The sequence below is a fragment of the Anaerolineales bacterium genome, from assembly GCA_030583885.1.
In the GTDB taxonomy this organism is placed as follows: domain Bacteria; phylum Chloroflexota; class Anaerolineae; order Anaerolineales; family Villigracilaceae; genus Villigracilis.
Genome location: CP129480.1, coordinates 1670139 through 1695380 on the forward strand (window position 1 = coordinate 1670139; position 25242 = coordinate 1695380).

Annotated in this window: 25 protein-coding genes; 21 read left to right on the top strand and 4 right to left on the bottom strand. The window is 52.4% G+C overall.

All coding sequences use genetic code 11. From position 1 onward, the window contains the following. Nucleotides 1-6 precede the first annotated feature (6 nt). The 11 genes from QY332_08360 to raiA all read left to right on the top strand — a co-directional run bounded on the left by QY332_08360 (nucleotide 7) and on the right by raiA (nucleotide 12164). Nucleotides 7-1575, top strand: coding sequence for a hypothetical protein (locus QY332_08360; protein WKZ37941.1), 1569 nt, complete (start codon nucleotides 7-9; stop codon nucleotides 1573-1575). Then, complete coding sequence (locus QY332_08365) at nucleotides 1541-3034, top strand: hypothetical protein (protein ID WKZ37942.1); 1494 nt, start codon at nucleotides 1541-1543, stop codon at nucleotides 3032-3034. Before QY332_08360 ends, QY332_08365 begins: the two co-directional genes overlap by 35 nt. Before the next feature lie 58 nt (nucleotides 3035-3092). Further along, the gene (locus QY332_08370; GenBank protein ID WKZ37943.1) at nucleotides 3093-3794 is read left to right on the top strand and encodes a response regulator transcription factor; all 702 of its coding nucleotides are present in this window, start codon (nucleotides 3093-3095) and stop codon (nucleotides 3792-3794) included. A gap of 4 nt (nucleotides 3795-3798) precedes the next feature. Beyond that, on the top strand, nucleotides 3799-4806 hold the full coding sequence (locus QY332_08375) for a sensor histidine kinase (GenBank protein ID WKZ37944.1): 1008 nt from the start codon (nucleotides 3799-3801) through the stop codon (nucleotides 4804-4806). Nucleotides 4807-4963: 157 nt separating this feature from the next. After that, the gene (locus QY332_08380) at nucleotides 4964-6073 is read left to right on the top strand and encodes a hypothetical protein (protein ID WKZ37945.1); all 1110 of its coding nucleotides are present in this window, start codon (nucleotides 4964-4966) and stop codon (nucleotides 6071-6073) included. A gap of 32 nt (nucleotides 6074-6105) precedes the next feature. Further along, complete coding sequence (locus tag QY332_08385) at nucleotides 6106-7344, top strand: response regulator (GenBank protein WKZ37946.1); 1239 nt, start codon at nucleotides 6106-6108, stop codon at nucleotides 7342-7344. Between the two features lie 11 nt (nucleotides 7345-7355). Next, nucleotides 7356-8801: a CpaF family protein gene (locus tag QY332_08390; protein WKZ37947.1), complete on the top strand. Its 1446-nt coding sequence runs from the start codon at nucleotides 7356-7358 to the stop codon at nucleotides 8799-8801. Nucleotides 8802-8858: 57 nt separating this feature from the next. After that, nucleotides 8859-9812, top strand: a complete 954-nt coding sequence (locus tag QY332_08395; protein WKZ37948.1) for a type II secretion system F family protein — start codon at nucleotides 8859-8861, stop codon at nucleotides 9810-9812. 73 nt (nucleotides 9813-9885) lie between these two features. Continuing rightward, entirely contained in the window at nucleotides 9886-10782 is an 897-nt protein-coding gene (locus QY332_08400; protein ID WKZ37949.1) for a type II secretion system F family protein, read from the top strand. A gap of 314 nt (nucleotides 10783-11096) precedes the next feature. Continuing rightward, nucleotides 11097-11558, top strand: coding sequence for a ComF family protein (locus tag QY332_08405; GenBank protein WKZ37950.1), 462 nt, complete (start codon nucleotides 11097-11099; stop codon nucleotides 11556-11558). A gap of 42 nt (nucleotides 11559-11600) precedes the next feature. Further along, complete coding sequence (raiA, locus tag QY332_08410; GenBank protein ID WKZ37951.1) at nucleotides 11601-12164, top strand: ribosome-associated translation inhibitor RaiA; 564 nt, start codon at nucleotides 11601-11603, stop codon at nucleotides 12162-12164. Between the two features lie 34 nt (nucleotides 12165-12198). Here raiA and QY332_08415 read toward each other — a convergent pair whose 3' ends face one another. Both QY332_08415 and QY332_08420 read right to left on the bottom strand, forming a co-directional pair. After that, nucleotides 12199-12930, bottom strand: a complete 732-nt coding sequence (locus QY332_08415; protein ID WKZ37952.1) for a prolipoprotein diacylglyceryl transferase — start codon at nucleotides 12928-12930, stop codon at nucleotides 12199-12201. A 1-nt stretch (nucleotide 12931) separates the two neighbouring features. Beyond that, entirely contained in the window at nucleotides 12932-13474 is a 543-nt protein-coding gene (locus tag QY332_08420; protein ID WKZ37953.1) for a TlpA disulfide reductase family protein, read from the bottom strand. A gap of 118 nt (nucleotides 13475-13592) precedes the next feature. Here QY332_08420 and QY332_08425 point away from each other — a divergent pair, with 118 nt between their 5' ends. Genes QY332_08425 through QY332_08460 form a run of 8 tightly spaced genes read left to right on the top strand, consistent with a single transcriptional unit; the run spans nucleotide 13593 to nucleotide 21104 of the window. Then, nucleotides 13593-14354: a DUF429 domain-containing protein gene (locus QY332_08425; protein WKZ37954.1), complete on the top strand. Its 762-nt coding sequence runs from the start codon at nucleotides 13593-13595 to the stop codon at nucleotides 14352-14354. A gap of 21 nt (nucleotides 14355-14375) precedes the next feature. Continuing rightward, nucleotides 14376-16343 carry a transketolase gene (gene tkt, locus QY332_08430; GenBank protein ID WKZ37955.1) on the top strand — a complete coding sequence of 656 codons (1968 nt, stop codon included), beginning with the start codon at nucleotides 14376-14378 and terminating at the stop codon, nucleotides 16341-16343. A gap of 47 nt (nucleotides 16344-16390) precedes the next feature. Beyond that, on the top strand, nucleotides 16391-16855 hold the full coding sequence (gene rpiB, locus QY332_08435) for a ribose 5-phosphate isomerase B (protein ID WKZ37956.1): 465 nt from the start codon (nucleotides 16391-16393) through the stop codon (nucleotides 16853-16855). After that, nucleotides 16855-19542: a bifunctional transaldolase/phosoglucose isomerase gene (locus QY332_08440; GenBank protein WKZ37957.1), complete on the top strand. Its 2688-nt coding sequence runs from the start codon at nucleotides 16855-16857 to the stop codon at nucleotides 19540-19542. The genes rpiB and QY332_08440 overlap by 1 nt, the downstream gene beginning before the upstream one ends. A 13-nt stretch (nucleotides 19543-19555) precedes the next feature. Further along, on the top strand, nucleotides 19556-19783 hold the full coding sequence (locus QY332_08445; protein WKZ37958.1) for a type II toxin-antitoxin system HicB family antitoxin: 228 nt from the start codon (nucleotides 19556-19558) through the stop codon (nucleotides 19781-19783). A gap of 4 nt (nucleotides 19784-19787) precedes the next feature. Next, on the top strand, nucleotides 19788-20015 hold the full coding sequence (locus tag QY332_08450) for a type II toxin-antitoxin system HicA family toxin (GenBank protein WKZ37959.1): 228 nt from the start codon (nucleotides 19788-19790) through the stop codon (nucleotides 20013-20015). Beyond that, the gene (locus QY332_08455; GenBank protein WKZ37960.1) at nucleotides 20012-20350 is read left to right on the top strand and encodes a 4a-hydroxytetrahydrobiopterin dehydratase; all 339 of its coding nucleotides are present in this window, start codon (nucleotides 20012-20014) and stop codon (nucleotides 20348-20350) included. Before QY332_08450 ends, QY332_08455 begins: the two co-directional genes overlap by 4 nt. Before the next feature lie 7 nt (nucleotides 20351-20357). Continuing rightward, nucleotides 20358-21104: a hypothetical protein gene (locus QY332_08460; GenBank protein WKZ37961.1), complete on the top strand. Its 747-nt coding sequence runs from the start codon at nucleotides 20358-20360 to the stop codon at nucleotides 21102-21104. A gap of 50 nt (nucleotides 21105-21154) precedes the next feature. Here QY332_08460 and QY332_08465 read toward each other — a convergent pair whose 3' ends face one another. Beyond that, nucleotides 21155-21571 carry a TIGR03618 family F420-dependent PPOX class oxidoreductase gene (locus QY332_08465; GenBank protein WKZ37962.1) on the bottom strand — a complete coding sequence of 139 codons (417 nt, stop codon included), beginning with the start codon at nucleotides 21569-21571 and terminating at the stop codon, nucleotides 21155-21157. 76 nt (nucleotides 21572-21647) lie between these two features. After that, nucleotides 21648-23204 (bottom strand): alpha-galactosidase, encoded by a 1557-nt coding sequence (locus QY332_08470; GenBank protein ID WKZ37963.1) that lies wholly within the window; start codon nucleotides 23202-23204, stop codon nucleotides 21648-21650. Nucleotides 23205-23404: 200 nt separating this feature from the next. Between QY332_08470 and QY332_08475 the strand changes: the two genes are divergently transcribed. Next, a complete protein-coding gene (locus tag QY332_08475) occupies nucleotides 23405-23899 on the top strand; it encodes an Lrp/AsnC family transcriptional regulator (protein ID WKZ37964.1) in 495 nt (164 codons plus the stop codon). A gap of 22 nt (nucleotides 23900-23921) precedes the next feature. Then, nucleotides 23922-25220 (top strand): guanitoxin biosynthesis PLP-dependent transaminase GntE, encoded by a 1299-nt coding sequence (gene gntE, locus QY332_08480; GenBank protein WKZ37965.1) that lies wholly within the window; start codon nucleotides 23922-23924, stop codon nucleotides 25218-25220. Nucleotides 25221-25242 lie beyond the last annotated feature (22 nt).

Here is a 25242-nt window from a genome sequence, read left to right on the forward strand (position 1 = left end):
TTGACCATGCCATTTCGCACATACTTCGTCCTATTCATATGCGGCTTGATTCTGCCGACGATCATTGCGCAATTTCAGCCCGCCCCCGGTTACCTTGATTCAGATTATTACTTTGCAGGCGGCATCCAGCTTGTAACAGGCAAAGGTTTCACAGAGCCGTATTTGTGGAATTATCTGGATGGTACAACATCCCTGCCGCATCCCTCGCACACCTATTGGATGCCCCTCGCTTCCATCGTCTCTGCCTTGGGCATGTGGCTGACGGGCCAGGTCAATTACGCTTCAGCCAGATTGCCTTTCATCATCATCGCAGCACTGGTTGTACCTGTCACTGCCGCGCTTGCCTTCATGTTCTCCAAAAAACGGGACCTTGCGATCCTGTCCGCTTTGCTGGCGGTTTTTTCCATCTATCATGCGCCTTTTGTCGGTGTGACGGATAATTTCGGTCTCTTCATGCTTTTCGGCGGTTTGTATTTCATTTTTGCCACGAAACTTGTCGAAGATTCAACCCGTACACACTATTGGTTTGTGCTTGGCGTTCTGGCAGGATTGCTCTCCCTCTCAAGAAGCGATGGTCTGCTCTGGCTTGGCATGACCTTTCTCTTCACGCTCTGGCGCGCTTCTAAAGACTCCTTTCTGCGCATCGCGACGTATGCACTGCGCAATTCGATCATTGCTCTCCTCGGTTTTCTCATCATCATGGCCCCCTGGTATGCGCGGAACTTGAATACCTTTGCCACGCTCATGGCGCCCGGCGGAAGCCGCGCCTTGTGGCTTGAAAATTACGACCAGACGTTCATCTATCCTCCTGAGGAACTCCGCATGGAGGCCTTCCTCGAATCAGGCTGGGATAATATTATTTCAAACAGGATGTGGGCCCTCAGTTCAAACCTGCAAAGCGGGTTTGCCGCGCATGGCGGCATCATCCTGTTTCCATTCATCGTTGCAGGCATCATCTATTATCGCAAGGATGAACGCGTCAAACTTACCGGCCTGGCCTGGTTGATTTTATTCTTTGTGATGACGTTTCTGTTCCCCTTTGCCGGCGCGCGCGGTGCATTCTTCCACGCGGGGGCGGCGCTTCAACCCATGTGGTGGACTCTTGCGCCTCTGGGTCTCGATGCGATCCTTGCGTCCCTGAGGAAACGCAACTGGGGCAACGACCAGGCAAAGGTCATATTTAGAAGCGCGCTGATCATGATCGCGCTGATCCTCACGGTTTTTGTCGTCCAGCTGCGCTTGTTCAGTTTGGGTTGGGGCGAGGGCGAGGAGAATTATCCCGCCGCGGAACAATTCCTGCTTGCAAATGGGATCGCAGAGAAGGATATCGTCATCGTTGCCAATGCGCCGGGGTATTACCTTGAAACGGGCCGCTCCGCCGTTGCGATTCCGTATGGCGGCTTGGATGCGATCCGTGCCGTTGCGCGTCAATTCGAAGCCGGGTATCTCGTGCTCGAACCGAGCGCGGCGCTTCCGCAAATAAAAAGCTTAATGGAAACCCCGCAGGGCAATCCTGATTTTATTTTTCTAGGCGAGGTCAATGGTACACACATCTTCAAGCTCGACATCCAGTGAAATTTCAAGGCGCGATTTGACCGTCATTGCCCTGGCAGTCCTGTTGATTGCCTCGGTCTATCTGCTGGCAAGCCGTTTCACCTATGCGATCGGCTTTCCGCTTGATGATTCATGGATCCATCAAACCTACGCGCGCAATCTTGCGATGAATGGCGAGTGGGCGTTCCGCTCCGGCATTCCATCGGCAGGTTCAACCGCACCGCTCTGGTCCACCCTGCTTGCCGTTGGTTTTTTCATGAACCTTTCGCCGTACATCTGGACGTATTTCCTCGGCATCATCACCTTGTTTGCCCTTGCGGTTTTATGCGAAGATGCTGTTCGCAGGCTGGTCGCTACCTATCGTCCGCGCCTGCCCTGGATTGGAATATTCATTGCCTTTGAGTGGCATCTTGCATGGGCGGCGATGTCCGGCATGGAGACCTTGCTTCACGGATTGCTTCTCACAACGGTTTTGGTTTCGTTGATGACAAACTCGCCTCGCTACTTAACCCTGGGCTTGCTTACCGGTCTATCCGCCTGGGTCCGCCCAGACGGCCTGACTCTGCTCGGTCCCGTCCTGATGACGATTCTTTTTACCGGACAGGATACGCGTTCGCGCGTCACCCCGATCCTGCGTTATCTGATCGGCTTCGGATCGCTTTTTGGCTTATATTTATTGTTCAACCTTGCCATTGGCGGCACACCCATGCCGAATACCTTTTATGCAAAGCAGGCGGAATATACAGCTTGGCAGGCGCTCCCCATCACCACCCGCCTGGGGCAGATGTTTTTGCAATTACTGGTTGGTCCAAGCCTGGTGTTGATTCCCGGTGTTGTTGGATGGCTGGTCAAAGCCATCAAGGCGCGCATGTGGGGCGGTCTCGCAGCATGTATCTGGTGTTTTGGATACATGTGGTTGTACATCTCCCGTCTTCCTGTGTATCAACATGGGCGCTATATCATGCCAGCCATGCCGATATTTTTTCTCCTCGGGTTGCTGGCATTTGCCGACTTTGACGGCAGCGGAAGGCTTTCTCGTTATCATTGGGCATTACAAACTCTTTGGCGGGGCAGTATTGCCATGCTTGTTTTTGGGTTTGTCTTTCTCGGCGCGCGCTCCTATGCCCAGGATGTGGGTGTCATCGAAAGTGAAATGGTCGTCACTGCAAAATGGGTTGCCGATAACCTGCCTCCAGATTCAGTCATTGCGGCGCATGACATCGGTGCGTTGGGCTATTTTGACAATCATGAGTTGATAGACCTGGCAGGTTTGATCTCGCCCGAAGTCATCCCCTTTATTCGTGATGAAGCAAGAATTGCGATCTTCCTTAATGAAAAAGGCGCAGATTACCTGATTGCTTTCCCCGATTTTTATCCGATGCTTTCCCAGAATGCTGAAAAGGTCTTTACAACCAATAGCGCCATCACGGCTTTATTTGAGCAGCAGAATATGGTTGTCTATCTGTGGAAAAGCCCATAATGGGTTAAAATATGCGTGTTTCAAAAATACCCGATGCAAAAGAGAGAATGGGCTTGGGATGAACCAGATAACCCTACTGATTGTTGACGATCACCCGTTGTTCCGCCAGGGCGTTGTGGATGCCTTATCGCTGGAGCCCGACATGCGTATCATCGCCCAGTCGGCGACCGGGGACGAAGCCCTGGAGTTGATTCGCGCCAAGAAGCCGACGATTGCCGTCCTGGATGTTAATCTGCCCGGCATGAATGGTCAGCAGATTACTCATCAGGTTTCGCAGGACAGGCTGGCAACCAGAATTATATTGATGACCGGCTATGACGATGTTGAGCAGGCCATCCACGCCGCGCTTGCCGGCGCCTATGGCTACTGCTCCAAGGATATTGAGCCGCAATCCCTTTCCCGCATCATTCGTGAGGTGGCGGAGGGAAAATATGTTTTTGCCAACAACGTCTTTACCCGCCGCGAACTGGAGCTGTGGGTGGAAGATAGAATTGAGGGTGCGCGCCGCTCATATAGTGAGCCTGGCACTCCGTTCCATCCCCTGTCTGACCGCGAAATGGAAGTCCTGGCCTGTGTAGTGCGTGGGATGAGCAATAAGGAGATTGCCACCCTTCTGGGCATCAGCCATCAAACGGTTAAGAATCATGTCACTGCAATCTTGCGGAAGTTTGGTGTTGAGGATAGGACTCAGGCGGTTGTATATGCCTTGAAGCGGGGATGGGTAACATTGAAAGACACGGATATTCGCCCCCAGGAGTGATACTATGACCAGTAAAGAACCCGTGGATTATCGGAGTGAACTGGATGAAACGCAGCGTGCCCTGCGTGAGGTCAATTTAATGATGGAGCAAAGCCAGGGCGAACTTGCCAAGATAACCCAGAGAAATACGGCAATTTCATCACATCTTCAGCAGGTGCAAAAACAGGATTCGGGGAGTGAAGAACTAAAGATGGCTTATGATTCCGCCCTGGATGCCCAGCAGAGACTGTTCGTCATGCGCGGGCAATTGGAAAAACTTCAAAACGACAAAACTTATCTTGAAAAATACAAGGCGGTTCTGGAGGCGGCAGTTTCAGGGACGGGTGATTCTTCAGCCTCGACCACATCGGCGGGGAGTCCCAAGAGTCAGATGGCCGGGATCGAAATGATCGTCAGTGCCCAGGAGGCGGAGCGTCAGCGCCTTTCCCGTCAAATGCATGACGGTCCCGCGCAGGCGCTTTCCAATTTTATTTTGCAGACCGAGATTGCAATGCGCCTTCTGGATGTTGACCCGGCGCAGGCGAAGGGCGAGTTGGGGAATTTAAAGACTTCGGCCATGAGCACCTTTCAGAAAGTACGCAATTTCATTTTTGAATTACGTCCGATGATGCTCGATGATTTGGGATTGACGCCAACCTTGAAAAAATATGCTGATGCTTTTAAGGAGCAGTCCGGCATGGAGGCAAGTATCACAGTCACAGGCACGGAACGCCGTTTCGAGCCGTATTTGGAGGTGATGATTTTCCGTGCCGTGCAGGAATTGCTTGGAAATGCGGCACGGCACAGTCAGGGCACCTTGGTGAAGGTTCAGGTGGATCTTGGAAATGATCAAATTCGAGTGAGCGTGGACGATAATGGCAAGGGTTTCGATCCCGAAACCCTTCCAGAAACTTCCAATTTGGGTTTGAAGCTTATTCGTGAACGTGCGGAAATGCTGGGCGGGAATTTTGAAATTGACAGCGCCGCTGGCTCCGGTGCCAGGATATCCTTTTCAGTACCGGCAAAGAATTGAGCCCTTTTCGGCGCCGGATGGGCGACCTAACAATATTGTCAGGCTTCATTGCCGTTTGAGCCCTGCTTGTCCATAATATGCTTTTGTCATTTTTCTTGTATAATGAGCATGTTATAAGATAGATTGTCAATAACCTGCTCGTTGAGAGGAGAAGATTATGCGTCGCGGTCGAACTCTGATTTTGGTACTTCTGATAATCATAATTGGCATGGTGGTTGGGTTTGTTGCCATCCGCCAGTTTTTGTTTACCCCCCAGGAGGATGAACAGCCACAGCAGGTTTTTGTTGAGGTGTATTACGCCGCTCAAAACATTCCACAGGGCGGGCCGATTACCGAGGATGTGCTGGCGACGATGAGCATCCCCTCGGAAAATGTCGTTGCCGTCATGTTTACAAGGGAAAAATTGCCGATACTGCTTAACAATAAGGTGGCGAAATTTCCTCTTGACCAGGGTGTGGTGATTACCGAGGCCATGGTCAATGATGCATCTTCAGCGGTTCCGATCTCTGGTCCACAGTGGGCTTCCTTGATTCCACCTGGCATGACCGCGATGTCCATTCCCGCCACCCGCCTTTCCTTATCCGGGTATGCGATCAATGATGGTGCGCACGTTAATATTAACGCCTGTCTCCTATTTGTGGATGTGGATCCCTCCTTCCAGACGATTTTGCCCAACCTGACTGCCGTCCTGACAGGAACCGGCTTTGGTTCCGTGACCGGGTCTGAAGGTACTGGTTTCAGTACGGAAGGTTTGCCGGTTCTTTCACTTGGTGTTGCCGCTGCGGGTTCGTCGCAAGGAAGGCTTGAGTTGGATCCCTCGGTTCAACAGCCCTATTTCGTGGTCCCGTCCGAGGCGCAGCGTCCGCGGATGGTTTGCCAGATGCTGCTTCAGGATGTGGTTGTGATGAAGCTGGGTAATTTCTCACTTGACCCCTCCGGCACAGCAGCGGCGCCGCAACAACAAACTTCCGATGCAGAGCAACAGCAGGCGCCTGTTGCTCCCGATATCGTTACCTTAATTGTGTCACCACAGGACTCGGTTACGTTGTCATACTTAATTTATACGAATGCTCAAATCTCCCTGACATTGCGTAATCCGACGGATCAGGCGCGTCAGGCAACAGAGGCATCCACGTTGCAGTTCCTGCTCAGTCAATATAATATCCCTGTCCCTGCGAAACTGCCTTATGCCATGCAGCCCGCCTTGACCACCATCACGCCTCCCGTTTTACCGAATGATGCTCCGCCACCACCACCCCAGCAATAGAACATACTTTTCATGATTGGATATCGTGTGATATGGCTGTAGATAAAATTCGGGTTCTCATCGTAGATGATATTGCAGAGACTCGCGAAAATGTACGTAAACTCCTGCAGTTTGAATCTGACGTGGAAGTTGCCGGTGTTGCGCGGTCAGGTAGGGAGGGTATTCAGCTTTCACAGGAGTTAGATCCCGACGTCATATTGATGGATATCAATATGCCCGATATTGACGGGATTTCTGCCACGGAAGAAATCCGTCAAAAATCACCTCATATCCAGGTTGTGATTTTATCTGTACAAGGCGATCCGAATTACATGCGGCGTGCGATGCTGGCAGGTGCGCGCGACTTTTTGACAAAACCCCCAATGGGGGATGAATTGATTTCCGCAATACGCCGCGCCGGTGAAATGGCTCACGCGGAGCGGGATAAGGGATCAAAGCAGAAGGGCGGTTCTTCACTGCCCGGCTCGCCAAATTTGATGTCGAGTCTGGCGCCTCTGACAAATGGGAAGATCATTACGATATACAGCCCAAAGGGTGGCACGGGATGTACAACGATTGCAGTCAACCTGGCGATCGCATTACATAATGAAGATACACGCACTGTACTCGTGGATGGAAATCTACAATTTGGCGATGTTGCTGTTTTTGTGAATGAACAAGGCAAGAATACCATCCTGGATATTGCCCCTCGTGTCGACGAATTGGAGCCCGATGTTGTTGAAGAAATTTTAATTAAGCATGAGGCTTCCGGTGTCCGCATCCTTGCCGCGCCTCAGCGTCCTGAAATGGCAGAGAAGGTTTCAGCTGATCAATTTGTCAAGGCCTTGCAGTTTTTGCAAGGGATGTATTCTTATATTGTCGTGGATACATCTCCGATCCTGACGGATGTCATCCTTTCGACAATTGATATAAGCGACGTCATTGTTCTCATCACCACCCAGGAGATTCCCGCCATAAAAAACACCCGTTTGGTGCTGGATCTATTCCATACAATGGGTGTTAAAAAGGATCGTATTGTCTTTGCAATGAACCGATTTGACAAGCGAATTGCAATCACCCCTGAACGGGTGAGTGAAAATCTTAAGCACGAGGTGTCCGTATCGATCCCGCTGGATGAAAAAGTGGTTATTACTGCAGTAAATCGCGGAGTGCCGTTCATGCTGGATAATAAATCCCAGCCGGTTGGTAGGGGTATATATTCACTGGCTGAGGCGGTTCGGGCGCGGTTGAGTGCATTAGAAGTTGAAAGTGAAGCATCTGTTAAACGTTAAGGAGAATTATTATGTCGTTGCTTCGACGTATTGAACAAGGCCAGGGCGGCAACCAGCAGGGGACACCATCAGCACCGCCTCAATCTGGTGGCAATGAGCAGGCTGGAGGCGGGGGAGGAAGCGATTCCTCCCGTCTTTCATCTTTGCAGGCAAGAAGGGTCAGTGCCCCTGTTACTTCTCCACAGGCCGGTTCTTATTTTGATTTAAAAACCCGAGTTCAGAATAAACTGCTGGCTGAGATCGATCCGTCCATGGATGTTTCCCGGACGGAAGAGGTCCGCCGGACCATCCAGGGTTTATTTGAACAGATCCTTTCTGAAGAGAACATTGTTCTTTCACGCCCCGAGAGGGCACGACTGTTCGAACAGATTGCTGCTGAGATTCTTGGGCTTGGACCATTGCAATCGCTCTTGGAAGATGACACGATTACTGAAATCATGGTAAATGGACCGAAAAATATCTATATCGAGCGCAAAGGCAAGCTCCACCGGGTGCCGGTGACTTTTGAGAGCAATGAACATGTCATGCGGATCATTGACCGCATTGTTGCGCCGCTCGGCCGCCGTATTGATGAATCCAGCCCCTATGTGGATGCCCGTTTGCAGGATGGGTCTCGTGTAAATGCAGTAATCCCTCCCATCTCATTGGTCGGTCCAGTTCTGACTATACGTAAGTTTTCGAGGAATCCAATTTCAATCGACCAAATGATTCAGTTTGGCTCCATAACAAATGAGGCGGTACAGTTCTTAAAGGCTTGTGTGGAAGCCCGTCTGAATATTGTCATTTCCGGCGGTACCGGTTCCGGCAAGACAACACTCCTGAACGTGTTGTCAAGCTTTATTCCTTCTGATGAACGCATCCTGACAATTGAGAATGCGGCTGAACTGCAATTACGCCAGGAGCATGTCGTCACACTCGAATCAAGGCCGCCCAATATCGAGGGGCGTGGCGAGATCACGATCCGCGACCTGGTTATCAATGCCCTGCGTATGCGTCCTGAAAGAATTATCGTGGGTGAGTGCCGCGGCGGTGAAACCCTGGATATGTTGCAAGCCATGAATACAGGCCATGACGGCTCAATGACGACCGCCCACGCCAACTCCCCCCGCGATGCGCTTGCCCGTCTTGAAACCATGTGCCTTATGGCGGGCATGGATCTTCCAGTAAGGGCTATTCGGGAGCAAATGGCAAGTGCCGTGGATTTGATTTGTCAACAGGAGCGCATGCGTGATGGTACGCGTAAAGTCACAACCATTACGGAGGTTAGCGGAATGGAAGGTGATGTGATCACCATGACCGATATTTTCGTATTTGAACAAACCGGCATGGAAAATGGCAGAATTGTGGGCCGAATGCGGCCGACGGGATTGCGACCAAAGTTCATGGATAAAATCGACGCCGCCGGTATTCACCTGCCGCCGTCCATTTTTGGCATTGGCGAACGTCGTCGTTATTAAGGGTTGCCCCATTTGTTCTGATATGCTTAAGAAATATGAATTGCTGGAAGGAACAGCATGACTTGGATTATTATCATCGGTGGCACAATATTAATCATCCTATTGACCATAGGTGTTATTGTTTCTTCGAATAGTGAACGCGTGTTGGTCGAAGAGCGTCTCAGTCAATATTTGGATGATGATAAAAAAAGCGCCGATCGTGAAGCGCAGCGTTATGTGCTCACGAATTGGGTGTCGAAACGGGTGGAAAAAACATCCTTTGGCGACCGGGTCGCGCGCGAGCTGGCCCGCGCGGATTTGAAGTTCAAGGTGGCTGAGTACTTTGTATTGATCATGCTTAGCATCGTGCTGGTTGGGGTGGTTGCGTGGTTTGTGGGGAATCGCCATCCGGTTTCCCTCCTGCTTGGAGCCATTGGCGGCGGTTTTATACCCCGATTCTATGTAAAATCACAGCAGAAACAGCGATTGCGAAAGTTTAATGACCAGCTTTCCGATATGCTTAACCTGATGGTAAATGGTTTGCGGGCCGGGTATTCAACCATGCAGGCGATGGAGGCGATAAGCAAAGAGTTGCCTGCGCCTATCTGCGATGAGTTTCATCGTGTTGTTCAGGAAATGCAGATTGGCATCCCAATGGAAACCGCCCTTGAAAACCTGCTTCGTCGCATCCCAAGCGAGGACCTTGATTTTGTGGTGACGGCAATCAATGTTCAGCGTGAGGTCGGCGGTAACCTTTCCGAGATTTTGGATAATATTTCATTTACGATCCGCGAACGTGTCCGCATCAAGGGTGAAGTGCGTGTTCTTACATCCCAGGTGCGCACATCCGGAACTGTGCTTTCCCTTATCCCGTTTTTTCTCACTATTATTTTGTGGTTCCTTAACCCGGAATACCTGCTCTCCATAACCCAGGGCGGGATTTATTGCACCATTGCCATCATTTGCCTTGTCCTTGGATTGATCTTCTCAAGCTACTTTATCATGATGCGTATTGCGGATATTGAGGTGTAATATGACTACATTTATTGCAATCTTTGTTGTTGTCGTGATTTTGGGAGGGGCGGCTCTGCTTGTTGTGGTTGGGATGCGTTATTCCCGCCAGTTCCAGCAAAGCGGTGAGAGCGATCCGATCATGTCCCGCCTTGCCGAGGCCACCCAGCGTGGGGAGAATGTATCCCTAGAGGATATTGAATTACAACAGCCCTTCATGGAGCGTGTTGTTGTTCCAGTAATAAGAAGGCTTGGCGAATTTTCGACGCGTTTTACCCCTCAGAAGCTTTTGGAGGAAACCACCCTTAAGTTGGAGCTGGCGGGAAACCCCGGGCGGATTGATGCCTCGACCTTTTTGTCCACGCGTTTTGTTGGTGCGGGTGTTTTTGGCGGTCTTTTGCTGCTGATTTCATCCCTCCCGACGGTGGATTGGCCGTTTGGAAGAGTCGTTCTGGTTGTTGGCATCTTTACTGCGTTGGGATTTTTCTTCCCGCAATTATGGCTGCAGAGTCGCATTAATGGCCGTCAAAATGAAGTACGTAAGGCGATGCCCGATGCTCTCGACCTGTTGACAATCTGCGTGGAAGCGGGCTTGGGCTTTGATGCGGCGATGTCCAAAGTGAGCGAAAAGTGGGAGAATGAACTTTCGATCATGTTCGGACGTTGTATCCGCGAAGTTCAACTTGGCAAGACGCAGCGCGAAGCCTTGCGGGATATGGCAGACCGCATCGGACTTGCTGAGTTAACAAGTTTTGTGGCAGCTGTGATCCAAAGTCAGAGCCTTGGTGTAAGTTTGGCGAAGGTTTTGCGGATTCAGTCTGACCAAATGCGCATGAAGCGGCGCCAGTTTGCCGAGGAGCTGGCACACAAAGCCCCGGTGAAGATGATCATCCCAATGGCCTTGCTGACCTTTCCCTCGATTATGATCATTCTGATGGCCCCGGCCGCATTCCAGATTGCCGGCGCTTTTGGCCCGTTCCTGGGAAATTAAAATTTCATTCCCAATTCCGGACTGCCATTCTTTACCGAGAGGCAGATTTGAAAAATTGGAAATACGTTTTATATCGTTCATTTTGGAACGCGGTTGACCTGCTTTTCCCTCCCTTATGCGGCGGGTGCGGCAAGCCTGGTTCCCGCTGGTGTCAAGATTGCCAGCATCGCGTAAAGGCCTTGCAGGGAATTCTATGTGAAATTTGCGGTCTGCCTCAGGAAAAGTCCGGGATTTGCGGGACTTGTCTTGTAGAAAGACCGCGATATCGCGCATTAAGGGCGTGGGCGGTTTTTGACGAGCCGCTGCAGACCGCATTGCATAAGTTGAAATACCGCCGTGATGTTTCGATGGGGGATTCGCTTGCATCCCAGATGGTGCCATTTGTTAAAGATCTGAAATGGCAGATTGACCTGCTCGTTCCAATTCCGTTGGGGAAACAAAGATTCAAGGAACGCGGATATAATCAGGTTGGAATGATTGCCAAGCCGCTTGCACTGGCGTTGAGCATCAGATACGCGCCGAATGAATTGATGCGTCGTAAAGAGACGCGTTCCCAGGTGGGCTTGAGCAGGGTGGAGCGCAGGGAGAACTTGCGCAATGCATTTCAAGCCGGGATGGGGGTGTCTGGAAAAACTGTTCTCGTGATGGATGATGTTTCTACAACAGGATCAACTTTATCGTCCGGCGCTGAAGCGTTGTATTCCTGCGGTGCCAACGATGTGTATGCGTTGACAGTCGCACGCGCATTGCCCCGCCACGGGTTGAGGCATGTGTAGCGTCTTGAGGTTGTGACTTAACATCCCAATAAGGAGGATTCGATGTCCAACAAAGTGGAAGTTCAGACCCGCAACATCCGTTTGACCGAAAAGATCGAAGAGTACGTGAACAAGAAAGCGGGTAATCTCGATCATTACCTGCCTTCCATTGATGAGGCGCGCGTGGAGTTGACCCACCATAAAGCTGCACGCGATGCCAACGACCGCAATGTGGCGCAGATCACCATTTTTGGCAAGGGCTTTACCCTGCGCACCGAAGAGCGTGCGGACGAGGCCCTTGCCGCTTTTGACCATGCGCTTGATAACATGCAGCGACAGATCGAAAGATATAAAGGAAAACATCACCGTGGACGCGGCGACGGACGTTCTGCCGCCGAGGTGTTCGAGGATGTTCTTGATGAAGAAACCGGCGAACTCTCCCCCCTGTTTGCCCGCAGAAAGAAATTTGTGCTTAACCCAATGACCGAGGATGAGGCCATTGTACAGATGCGGAACCTGGGCCACGATAACTTCTTTATCTTTTACAATGCGGAGACGAGCAAGATCAACGTGTTGTACCGCCGCCGCAATGGGAGCTATGGTTTGATCGAACCAGAACTTGGTTAAGGTGTGCGATAAAAGAAGAGGGCTGGAGAATTCTTCAGCCCTCTTCTTTTATCGCTTTCATTCTTGATTCAATGGTAATGAAGCAGATTACAAGAACTGCCCATGCAAGCAGTTGTTCCTGTCTTAACCCGTTCAGGATGAGTGTGCTGTCTGCGCGGAACGTTTCGATGACGAGTTGCGAGAAGGCTGTCAGCGCGCTGAAGGCAAGGAAAAGAATTCCCGGGTGTGGGCTTTGCCTCCTGCGCCAGAGCCAACCAAAGATTATGAAGGCGGCGAGTGTTTCATAGATTTGAGTAGGGTGGCGGGTTGCATTCCAGAGTTCAATCCCCCAGGGCAGGTCTGTGATTTTTCCGAACGCTGTGCCTGCCGCGAGGCGGGTTAATCCCATCCCGATAGCGAGAATGCCGAAGAAAGGGGTGAGCGCGTCAAGCGTTGACCAGAGTTGCAGACCGCGCCTTTGACCGTAAATTAACGAGATGATCAAGGCGGCGGCGAGAGCGCCAGGCGGATCGAAGAGGTCGGGGTTAATCGAGACGATGCCGAGCGGACTTTTGATGAAGGCGGCAAAGTTTTGTAAAACGAACGAGATGCGTCCGCCGATGATAAAGGCAATCAGACCGTAGAAGGCGATATTGTTGAGATCGTCTTTGTCGATGCCGTGGCGCTCGGCGCGCTTTTCGGCAAAGGCCAGTCCGACCCATGCGGCGATGACAAGCAGGATCATGTGGCGGGGAGGCGCAAAAAGGTTCCGGAATAATGTGAGCATGTTATTTTAAGGCTTCTTCAATGCGTGTGCGTAGCAGGGCCTCGGACATGGGTCCGCCGATGACGACTTCGGTGATAATGCCGAAACGGTTGATGAAATAGGATGATGGCAGTGACCGGATCTGGTATGCCCTGCCGGTTTCGTTTGTTTCATCGAGCAGGATGGGGAAGGTGAGGCCGTATTCCTCTACGAACGGGACGACAGCCAGCGGATTATCCTGGTAGGTCATGTTGACCGCAAGGACGGTAAATCCCTGGTCTTTGTATTCTTCGTACATCTTTTGAATGGCCGGCATTTCTGCCCGGCAGGGCGGACACCAGGTTGCCCAAAGATTGATGAGCACCGCCTGACCTTTTAAATCAGCAAGGCTGTAGGTTTCACCTTCAGGGGTTTTGAGCGTAATATCCGGTGCGGGGAACCCCGCCTGGGGCGCAGGGACGCCGCCAGAGACGGATGTCCCAGTGGTATCGGCGCTAAGCACGATCCAGGCGGCACACGCGATCAGAAGGAGGATATAAAGGATAAGGCGTTGGGATCGGATCATGGTTTAAGTATAATGTTTGGCAAGGATGTAAGCAAGCAGCAGACAATTGGAGGATGCGGGTGTAAAATGGAGGTGTTATTGTATATCCTGTCTACCTGTGTACGTGTATACTTACCTCATGGCTTTTCCTGACTCAGTCTTCATCGGCATCGATCCCACCTCCGGGCGAAACTCCTTTACCTATGCGGCATTGGATCGTGACCTGAATCTCCTTGCGCTTTCAGACGGTGAAGTGGACGATGTGACCGCATTTATCGGGGCGTATCCGTCTGCCATGGCGGCGGTCAATGCACCTGCCGGGGTGAACCGCGGACTGGTTCGCGAAAGAATGAAAAAGGAGATGCTCACACCCCACAAGATTCGGGGGGCGGATCTGCGTATGGCAGAGTATGAATTGCGCGAGCGCGGCATCGCTGTATCAGGAACGCCCTCCAGCGTTGGATTTTCCCCCGCCTGGATGCAGTTGGGATTTGAACTCTATCGCAAATTGGGGGAAATGGGTTTTAAAAAATATCCCGCGGAAGACAAGCCGTATCAAATTTTGGAAACACATCCGCACGCCTGTTTTTGCGTACTGGCTGGCAGCGTGCCGCTTTCCAAGCCTTCGCTTGAAGGGAAACTTCAGAGACAGTTATTGCTTTATGAACGCGGTGTCCGCATAAAGGACCCGATGGATTTTTTTGAAGAGATCACGCGGCATAAGATGATGAAGGGTGTTTGGCCCCTGGATCTGTTGTTTCTGGCGGAGCAGCTGGATGCGTTGGTTGCGGCCTTTACCGCATGGCTGACAGTGCATAAACCCGAGCAGGTTTCCTCCGTTGGCAATGAAAAAGAGGGAATGATATTTTTGCCTGAAAAGGAATTAAAAGATAAATATTAAGCGGATGGTAAAATATCTCACATGACAACACAAGACCTTCAAACCCGTGCAATCAATGCACTTCGTTTTCTTTCCGCCGACGGTGTTCAAAAGGCGAATTCCGGTCACCCCGGCCTGCCGATGGGGGCTGCGGCGATGGCATATACGATCTGGACGCGCCACTTGAGGCATAACCCCCGCAGCCCAAAATGGATGGGACGCGACCGCTTCATCCTTTCGGGCGGGCATGGTTCGATGCTCCTGTATTCCTTGCTTCATCTGACGGGATACGACCTGCCGCTCGAACAGTTGCAGAACTTTCGCCAGTGGGAGAGCCTGACGCCCGGACATCCTGAATACGGCTTGACCCCCGGCGTGGAAGTGACCACAGGACCGCTCGGCCAGGGATTTGCAAACGGCGTCGGCATGGCAATTGCCGCCTCACATCTCGCCACGATTTTCAACAAGCCCGACCACGAATTAATTGATTCCTATATCTACACCATCGTCACGGACGGCGATCTGATGGAAGGCGTCGCTTCCGAAGCCGCGTCACTGGCTGGGCATCTCTCGCTGCGGCGCTTGATCTATCTCTACGACGATAACAAGATTTCGATTGACGGCTCCACCGACCTCGCCTTCACAGAGGATCGTGCCAAACGCTTTGAGGCATACGGCTGGCACGTCCAGCGCGTGGACGATGGCAACGACGTGGACGCGATTGATAAAGCCATCCAGGCCGCCAAAGGCGACCCGCGTCCGTCCATCATCATGTGCCGCACGGTCATTGGCTATGGTGCACCAAATAGACAGGGCACTGCCAAGGCGCACGGCGAACCGCTTGGTGACGAAGAACTCAACGCCGCCAAGGAAAATCTCGGCTGGGAAAAAGAGCCGCGTTTCTTCATCCCCGACGATGTGCTGGCGTTCTACCGTAAAGCCGTGGACAAGGGCGCCGTACTCGAAGCTGATTGGAAGAAACGTTTCGACGCCTACAAAAAGGCGCACCCCGAACTCGGTAGTGAATTGGAACGCCGCCTGAACGGTGAACTTCCCGCGGACTGGGAGACTGCGTTGCCGAAATTCCCCGCCGACCCGAAGGGAATGGCAACCCGCGCTGCATCCGGCAAAGTCATCAACGCGCTGGCGTCAAAATTACCTGAACTGATTGGCGGTTCGGCAGACCTTGCCCCCTCGAACAATACCAAAATTGACGGTTCGCCCGCCTTCCAAAAGGACTCGCCCGAAGGGCGTAATTTCCACTTCGGTGTCCGCGAACATGCGATGGGTTCCATCCTCAACGGCATGTCCGTTTTTGGTGGAGTGATTCCCTACGGCGCGACCTTCCTCGTCTTTGCGGATTACATGCGCGCGGCAGTCCGTCTCGCGGCGCTTTCGCACTACCCGTCCATTTTCATTTTTACACATGATAGTGTTGGCTTAGGCGAAGACGGTCCCACGCATCAGCCCGTCGAGCATTTGACCTCATTGCGCTTGATCCCGAACCTGACCGTCATCCGTCCCGCCGATGCGAACGAAACCGCGCAAGCGTGGAAGGTGGCAATCGAAAACAGACGCGGTCCCACCGTGCTGGCGTTGACCCGTCAGGCATTGCCCGTATTGGATACGCCCGCATCCGTTGAAAAAGGTGCGTATGTATTGAAGGATTTCGGTAAGCCTGAAATGATATTGATGGCGTCCGGTTCGGAAGTCAGTTTGATTCTCGAAGCCGCCCAAAAACTAGCGGACGAAGGCAGGGGCGTGCGTGTCGTTTCCTTCCCCAGTTGGGAACTGTTCGAGAAACAGGATGAAGCCTATCGCGAGTCCGTCTTGCCGAAGAACATCCAGAAGCGGCTCGCCGTCGAAGCGGGATCAGGTCTCGGCTGGGAGCGATACGCGGGTTCTGTCATCAGTATCGAGCGCTATGGCGCATCCGCTCCGTATAAAGTCATCTTCGAGAAGCTCGGCTTCACGGTTGAGAATGTGGTGAAGCGCGCGAAAGAATTATGAACCCGCAGGGGCGCAGCGTCGCTGCGCCCCTGCAATAAGGATGGAAAATGAAAGTAGCAGTCGGTTGTGACCATGCGGGGTTTCCGCTCAAGGATGTCGTCATCGAAGCGGTGGCGGCGGCGGGGCACGAAGTGATAGACGTCGGCACGTTTAGCGCGGACGCGGTGGACTTCCCCGAATTCACAAAGAAAGTGGGCGAGAAGGTGCAGAGCGGCGAAGCCGAGCGCGGAATTTTGATCTGCGGATCGGGCATCGGCGCGGCGATTGCGGCGAACAAGATGAAAGGCATCTACGCCTCGATTTGCCATGATACCTATTCCGCCGCGCAAGGTGTGGCACATGACGCGATGAATGTCTTGTGCATGGGAGGGCGGGTTATTGGTCCCGAACTTGTGAAGGTGATCGTGTCTGCTTTTCTGAAAGCACGTTACCTTGGCGAGGACCCAGATGGGGAGCGTTATGCCCGAAGAGTCGGGAAGATCAAGAAGATGGAAGAGAACGGAAACCCATAATGGCACCCATAAAAAAACTCACCTCTCTTGGACAATCCCTCTGGTACGACAACATTCAAAGAAAATTATTGGTCAACGGCGAACTGAAAGCCATGATCCGGCGCGGCGATATTCGCGGCGTGACGTCCAACCCGACCATCTTCCAGAATGCCATCGCCAAGACGAATGATTACGATGCGGCGTTGATCCCGTTGGCATGGGGCGGCTGGGACGCGGAGAAGATCTTCTGGCAGCTTGCCGTCGAAGATATTCAGGAAGCCTGCGATCTTTTCAGTCCTCTTTATGAGAAGACCAAGGGCGGTGACGGTTACGTCAGCATCGAAGTCAGTCCGCTTCTGGCGCGCGATACCGAAGGCACGATCCAGCAGGCGCAGGAACTTTGGAACCGCGTGGACCGACCGAACCTGATGGTAAAGATCCCCGCCACGAAGGAAGGCATTCCTGCCATCCGTGCCAGCATTGGCGCGGGCATCAATATCAACGTTACGCTGATCTTTTCGCTTACCCGTTACGCCGAAGTGATGGATGCCTATCTCGCGGGTCTCGAAGACCGCACATCAAAAGACCTGCCTATTCATCACATCGCGTCTGTCGCTTCGTTCTTCGTTTCGCGTGTTGATTCCAAGATCGATCCCAAACTCCCCGAAGATTCTCTGTTGCGCGGTAAAGCCGCCATCGCCAATGCGAAGCTCGCATATGAGTCGTTCGAGTCCATTTTTACGTCGCCGCGTTTCGCCACGCTCAAAGCCCGCTTCCGTGCGCGCGCCCAGCGCCCGCTGTGGGCGTCCACGGGCACGAAAAATCCCGCCTACCCCGACACGCTTTATGTGGATGAACTCATCGGTCCCGACACCGTCAACACCGTGCCGCCCGCTACGCTGGATGCCTTCCGCGATCACGGCAGGGCGGCGCTCACCGTTACCCGCGATCTCGACGACGCGCAAAAAATCTTCGTTGACTTGAAAGCCATTGGCATTTCGATGAGCGACGTGACTCAGGAGTTGGAAGAGGAAGGCGTGGGGGCATTTGCGGATGCATTCAAGACTCTGCTGGATACGATAGAGGAGCGACGCAAGTCCGCGCTCGCTTCGATCTCCCCCGCGGCTGATCCTGTTTCCGAACGTTTATCCCAACTCGAAATGGATTCATTCCCCAAACGCCTGTGGGAACACGATGCGGCTTTGTGGACGAACGACCCCTCCGCCCAAGCCGAAGTGAGAATCCGTCTCGGCTGGCTGGACTCGGTCGAAGATGCCCGCAAACGATTGGATGGTTATCTTGAATTTGCCAAGCAAGTCCATGATGAAGGCATTGACCGAGTGCTCGTCATAGGCATGGGCGGCTCGTCGTTGACTGCGGAAGTGCTGAGTTCGCTGATGGCGAATTTTGGCGTGGCAGCCAAACTTTCACTAGCCATTCTTGACTCGACCGACCCGCAACAGGTGGCGGAAGCCGTTAAAAATTATCCGCCCGACAAGGCGTTGTATATCGTCGCCAGCAAATCAGGCGGCACTGCGGAACTGATGGCGGCGTTCGATTATCTTTGGGAGTTGAGTGACGGAGACGGTTCGCGCTTTATCGCCATCACCGACTCTGGAACGTCGCTCGAAAAAATGGCGCAGGAGCGCGGCTTCCGTAAAATCTTCAACGCGGATACAAATGTAGGCGGACGTTTCTCTGCGTTAACCGATTTCGGTTTGGTGCCTGCCGCTTTGCTCGGCATGGACATCGATCAGCTGCTCGGCGCGGCGGAGCGGATGCGCAGACAATCGCTGGCGGATGTCCCTGCGGCGCGTAACCCTGGGGCGGCGCTGGGCGCTCTGATGGCAGAATCCGCTTTGATGGGCAGGGACAAGCTCACCGTTGTGGCTGATGCGCCTGTGTCCGCGCTGGCGGGGTGGATCGAGCAGGTCGTCGCCGAGTCCAGCGGCAAGGACGGGAAGGGCATCCTGCCCGTGGCGTTGGAGCCGCTGGGCAAGCCCGATGTCTATGGCGATGATCGGCTGTTCGTGTATCTCAAGAGTAACGGTGAATTGGAGGCGGGGATTACCTCATTGAAGGAAGCGGGCTTGCCTGTGATCGAATTTCCGATTGCCAGCCCGTATGATGTGGGCACTGAGTTCTTCCGCTGGGAGGTTGCGATCTCGACGGCGTGCCACATTTTAGGGATCAACGCCTTCGACCAGCCCGATGTGCAGGATAGCAAATTGCGAACCATTGCCAAGATTAAAGAGTATCAGGCGACAGGGAAACTGGCTGAAACCGATCTGGTGGATGTGAAGGATGCGAAGTCCGCGCTTGCTGAATTTTTAGCAAACCCGCAAGCAGGGGAGTTCATAACCATCAATACCTACCTGCCGCGCACAGGCGAAATGATCGAAGCGATTCAGGCTTTGCGCGTAGCCATTCGAGAGAAAACCAAACTGCCCGTCACGGCTGGATTCGGTCCGCGCTTCCAACATTCAACGGGGCAGTTCCACAAGGGCGGTCCGAACAAGGGACGCTTCATTCAGGTGGTCTACGACGCCGACGCAGACATGGACATCCCCACGCAGGGATTGACCTTCGGTACGCTCCTCCGCGCGCAGGCGTTGGGCGATTACGAGGCGTTGAAGGCGGCAGGGCGCAAGGTGTTGCGGATACGCCTCGACAAGCCGGAAGACCTTGCGGGTATAATATTGGCGTAGACAAGGAGTTTCCATGCTTAACGTTAGTGAGCGGATCGTACGTATCCATATCGAAAAATTGCCCGAAGGCGTGTATCTTGCAACATCCGACGACGTGCAGGGACTGGTCGCCCAGGGGCGCACCATCACGGAGACGTTGGAGATTGCGCGGGACGTAGCTCGAAAACTGATCGAAGCGCAAAGTGACGTTGACCTTCCACAAGTTGAAGAGAGTTTTGATTATCCGTTGATCGTGGGATGAACCAATGGGGCGATTGGCGGGATTTCGATATCGTGAAATTGTCAGGAAACTCAGAACCTTTGGTTTTGAGTTTTATCGTCATGCGGCAGGCAGCCATGAAATCTGGAAAAATGAAAAGACCGGCAGATTCACGACAGTTCCAAACCATCCGGGGGATATGCCTGAAGGCACCCTGCGAGCTATTTTAAAACAAGCGGGTATCGACCCCGAAGATTTTCTGAGCCAGAAATGACTGATCTCGCCGCTGGAAAATGCATTCCCTGCCGCAAAGGCGACCCCGCGCTGACGGACGCTGATATCGCGGAACGCCTGCCGCAAATCCCCAAATGGGAATTGGTCCACGCGGACGGCATCCCGCGTTTACAGCGCGTTTTCAAATTCAAGAATTACGTCGAAGCGATGGCGTTCACGAACAAGGTCGCGATGACCGCCGAAAAGGAAGACCATCATCCCTTGATGGTGGTCGAGTGGGGCAGGGTGACCGTACAGTGGTGGACGCATGTGGTCAAGGGATTGCACCAGAACGATTTTGTCATGGCGGCAAAGACGGATGGGATGGTTGGGTGATTAATCTATGACAGAACCAGAAGATGCTTATTCCTTGGCAGAAAAAGTATACTCATCACTAGCGTATAAAATTTATGGTCGTCTTGAGTTACTGAGTGTAAATTTTTTTGTTTTTAGCAGGAATTATCACGAGCTCAAGCGACTATTACATCTCACAAAATCGACAAAAATGATTCTTAGACTGTGGGACTTAAAAAATCGTAATGAGTTATCAGCCGTTACCAAAGACATAACCCGATTGTTACACAACTATTTGGCAGCAGCAAAGACTTTGGTAGATCATACTCGCGCCTTGGTTTCAGAATGGTATGCAGAGTCGGATTTTTTATCAGAATATGAAGCGCAAGTTTTATCACGCTTTACCGAGAATCCAATTTCTGGTTTTATTGAGGGCTTGAGAAATTACAGCTTGCACTACTCACTTCCATTTACCCAAGCTAGCATGAAAATTACTTCGAGCGACGGACAAAAACTAGATCAGGTTGTATCAGAATTTGTTTTAAGAAGATCAATTTTGCGATATTGGTCAAATTGGCCAGCCAAAGCCAGATCATATTTAGACGAATCGGAAGATGAAATTCCTGTAGAAAGCCTGGCTGATCTTTATTACCAGAAAATTCTTGAATTTCATGTTTGGATTGACAAACGATTAAGGAAAATCCATAGCGATGAATTGGTCTGGTTATCTCAGATGAATGAGAGAATAATAAGCCTGATGCCAGAGGATGAAAAGCGGGAGCGTGGGCTTTTATAATTGAGCAATATCTTGCCCCCGAGCAGAATTCAGAGTACATACCCGCTTCGTCATTTCCACTCCCCAACCCCTGCGAACCGAATCGGCGTGATGTGAGTGATGTACCCTGATTGATCACGAACAGATTGGGGCGGGAATTTCACATCGGGATCGATATAGGAATATGCCAGTTTCTGGAGCAAGTCCGCTGCGCCGCCTTCGGTCAGGTAGGCATTCCCGTACACCACCAGATATTCCTGCAAGCCTATTTCGGTTTTCTTATGTCCGAGCATGGATAGCACTACCCTCGGGTCCTTGCGGATGTTTTTGACCTTCTGATACGCGCTCATATGGGCGCAGACAAATTCGTCATTTTCGATGCCAATCCAAACCACGGTCACCTGCGGACTGCCGTCCGCGTTGAGCGTGGTCAAATGCGCGAGCGGAGCGGAGGCGATCAGGTCATGGATGGAGTTGGGGATTTTCATGTCACCTCAGAAGTATTTTTGGGTTTGTCATTCTCTCAAAAAGAGACTCTTCGCTGCGCCCAGAGTGATATGATCCTTAAATTCTCGAAACCCTTTTTCTCAATGCATTATCATCCAGCATCTTTAATATTCGCAGGACGAAAGTCCAATTGCCCAGCCAGCTGAGGAATTCCGCCCAGAGCGCGGCGAGTCCCTGCGGTGGACTTGGTAATTCCACTGCGGTGGAGAAATCCACGATACGGTCGTCGAGCTGGTACACGTAACGGCTGAGCTGTGCCACCTTTGGCTGCGCCGGTAAAAACGCGCGCACCTGTTCGCGTTCTGCGGGGGTCAACCACTGCGGCAGGTCGGAAGTGGCTTTGAAATCACAGATCAGCGCCAGGTCTTTGAGCAGTTCCTTTTGCGCTTGATTCAAACCATTTTCCCGCGATTCAAAATACGTTACATCGGGGTCGATGTGAACCAAGTCTTTCAGCCACAAACGATGAACTACCGTGCGGATGGCGTTCCTCGTGCCGGGCGTGGTGAAATTTTGCAGGATGGTCTCGTTGCGGTAATTTTCCCACTCGTGCGAAACATCGGGTCCGATGCGGATGGCGTCACACATTCCGAGGGCGGGCATGATCGGTGTGCCGCATGTCAAAAAGAATGCGCCGTGTCCCATCGCTTTGCGCATGTAGCCAAGGCATTCACGGTACGCAGCTTCACGCGGCATGTCGTTATATCGTTTCCCCTTCAACGCACCCGCATATAAAAAGTCCAGTTTGTAGTAGTCAAAACCCCAGTGGCGCACCTGCTCCATCAGTGCAGCCAGCCATGAGTGGACGTCGGGATGCGTGGTGTCGAGCGCGTAGAGCGGCTGTCCCCAGTTGAATCCAGCCGAGACGAGTCGTCTCTTATCATCGCGCAGCAACCAGTCTTTACGTTCGCGATAGGTCTTCGATGACTTCGCGACGATCAATGGCGCGAGCCACAACCCCGCTCTTCTACCCGTTGACTTGATCTTCTCAGCCAGCGCCGCCATGCCCGACGGAAATTTTTCGTTCGTCTCCCAATCGCCGATGTCCTTCTGCCAGCCGTCGTCCACTTGCAAAACTTCAAATGGTAAATCATCGAGTTGGTCAAAAGTTTCGTTCAGAATTTTTTCATCGATCGCGGTGTACAGGCCGTACCACGAGCACCACACGCGCGGCACATGATTCTTATCCGCCCTGCTAAAGCGGATTCCCAACTCGTTGACGTAGCCATCGAAGACCTGACTCTCCGCCCCATGCGCGATAAACCACTCGATCTCGCCCGCCTCGCTCCGACCTGCGAGTTGATCCCCGACCAGAAACACATGCGCGTCTGTGGCAAGCGCGCCAAGCAGAAGGATGTTCCCATCCGCGAATTCGACTGCGCCCACCCACGATCCATGGGGATGTTTCTCGCGGGCATAGACGGGGTCTGTTTGCAGAGGATGATAGATGGATGGCTTTTGAATCGGGCGCGGCGAGAGGTCCGTCCACGCGCTTAACGACCACGACTGCCACCCATGCCGGTAATATCGAACAGGCGTGGTGTCCAGTTGAACGTTGATTTCCTTTGCCTTGAAAATATTCTGCTTTTTGATCCCGGTGAGTCCAAGTTTCATAGTTTTCTTTCCACGAAAAATTTGGCACATTGTACAGGATAGTGGGGTAATGGACAACTTGCAGTTGGAAAACGAAATAAAAGGTGGCAGGAATTCCGCTGCCCGTCTTGCTCTTGGATATATTCGAATAAGGGACTTGACAATTAAAAGTCAATAATGTATATTGTTTGCGTAGTATTCGGAAGAGTTATAGTGCAATTATGTATGAATTCGACACAATTGATATAAAAATTGTCAATTTACTCCTTGAAGACGGGCGAATGTCCGCCTCGGAGGTTTCGCGCCGCATGGGAGGCATATCCGAGCGCGCTGTCCGTTACCGTATTGACAGGATGATCGAGGAAGGCGTCATTCAGATCAGTGCCGTGGTCAGTCCGGAGTCGCTGGGCTTTACCATCAAGGCGGATGTCTGGCTGGAGGTCGAGTCGGATCTGATCCTTGAAGTGGCGAAGAAAATTGCGGCATTCGAGAATGTCACCTACGTGGCTTGCGGCATCGGTCAGAACGACATCAGCATCCAGGTGGTCGCAAAGGATACGTCGGAAGTCTATTATTTTGTGACCGAAGTGATACGCAAGGTGCCGGGAGTCCGCAAGACCACGACTTCCATCGTGCCGATCATTCTCAAGGATGTATATCAGTGGAGAATCCCTGAACGAATTGCGAAGGAAAAGACCAAAAACGGAAACGCATAATTCATAAAGGAGATGGATCATCATGTTCGGCTCGAAGACGCAGTCATTACAACAGCGCGCGCAAAAGGTGGTGCCGTTGGGGGTCAATTCAAATTTTCGATACTGGGGGGAGGGCATCACTCCCTATGTGGAGAATGCAAAAGGCCCGTATTTATGGGACATGGATGGAAAAAAATATATTGACTATCGCATGGCGTTTGGTCCCATTATTTTGGGTCATGCCTATGATGAGGTGGATCAAAAAGTCATCGAGGAAATTCAAAGAGGCATCCTGTTCGCCATGACGGGTGAACTTGAAATCCAGGTTGCGGAGATGATCGTGGAAATGTCCCCCGCGATCGATATGGTGCGCCTTGCCTGTTCAGGCACCGAAGCCACCATGCACGGCATCCGCGTGGCACGCGCATTCACAGGGCGCGACATCATCCTGAAATTTGAAGGCAATTATCACGGCTTCCATGATCACACGCTCTGGTCAACCTATGCGCCTGTGGAAGCATACGGCAATAGCCGTAGTCCCATCCCCGTGCCTGCATCATCGGGCATCCCCAAGTCCATGCGCGAATTTATCATCACCCTGCCCTTCAACGACTTTGAAGGCTTTGAACGCGTCATGCGTTCCTACGGCGACCAGATCGCCGCGGTCATTACCGAGCCGTGTCAGGGCAACTGCGCCGCGATCAACCCGCAGGACGGCTTCCTCGAACTCATCCGCAAGAAGACGGAAGAACACGGCTGCGTCTTTATTTTGGATGAAGTGAAGACGGGCTTCCGCATTGCCAACGGCGGCGCGCAGGAATACTACCGCCTCAAACCGGACCTGGTCACGTATGCCAAAGCCCTGGGCAACGGCTACCCGATAGCGGCCTTTGGCGGCAAAAAAGAAATCATGTCCATCATTGGTCACGGCGTGGCGCAGGGTGGAACATACACCAACAACAAGCCCGGCGTGGCGGGCGCGTATGCCACGCTGAACCTGCTCAAAACCAAACCCATCCTCAAGACCATCGAAAAACGCGGACAACGCCTGATGGACGGTCTGAAGGAAATCTTTGAAGAGAACAACATTCCTGCGGTGTTTACGGGCTATCCCGCCATGTTTTCCTTCTCGTTGAACACCGAGTCAGTCACCTGTCAACGGGACTGGGCGCAGAGTGACCATGCGCTGTATCTTGAGCTTGCTGATAAAGCCATTGCGCGCGGAGTCATGCCCGACCATGATGCCCGCGAACCCTGGTTCATGTGTTACGAACATTCCGATGCCGACGTCGACGAGACGCTGAACGTCTATGCCGAGATCGTGAAGGAAGTGAAGAAATAGTAGCGTCAAAGGTCAAATGTCG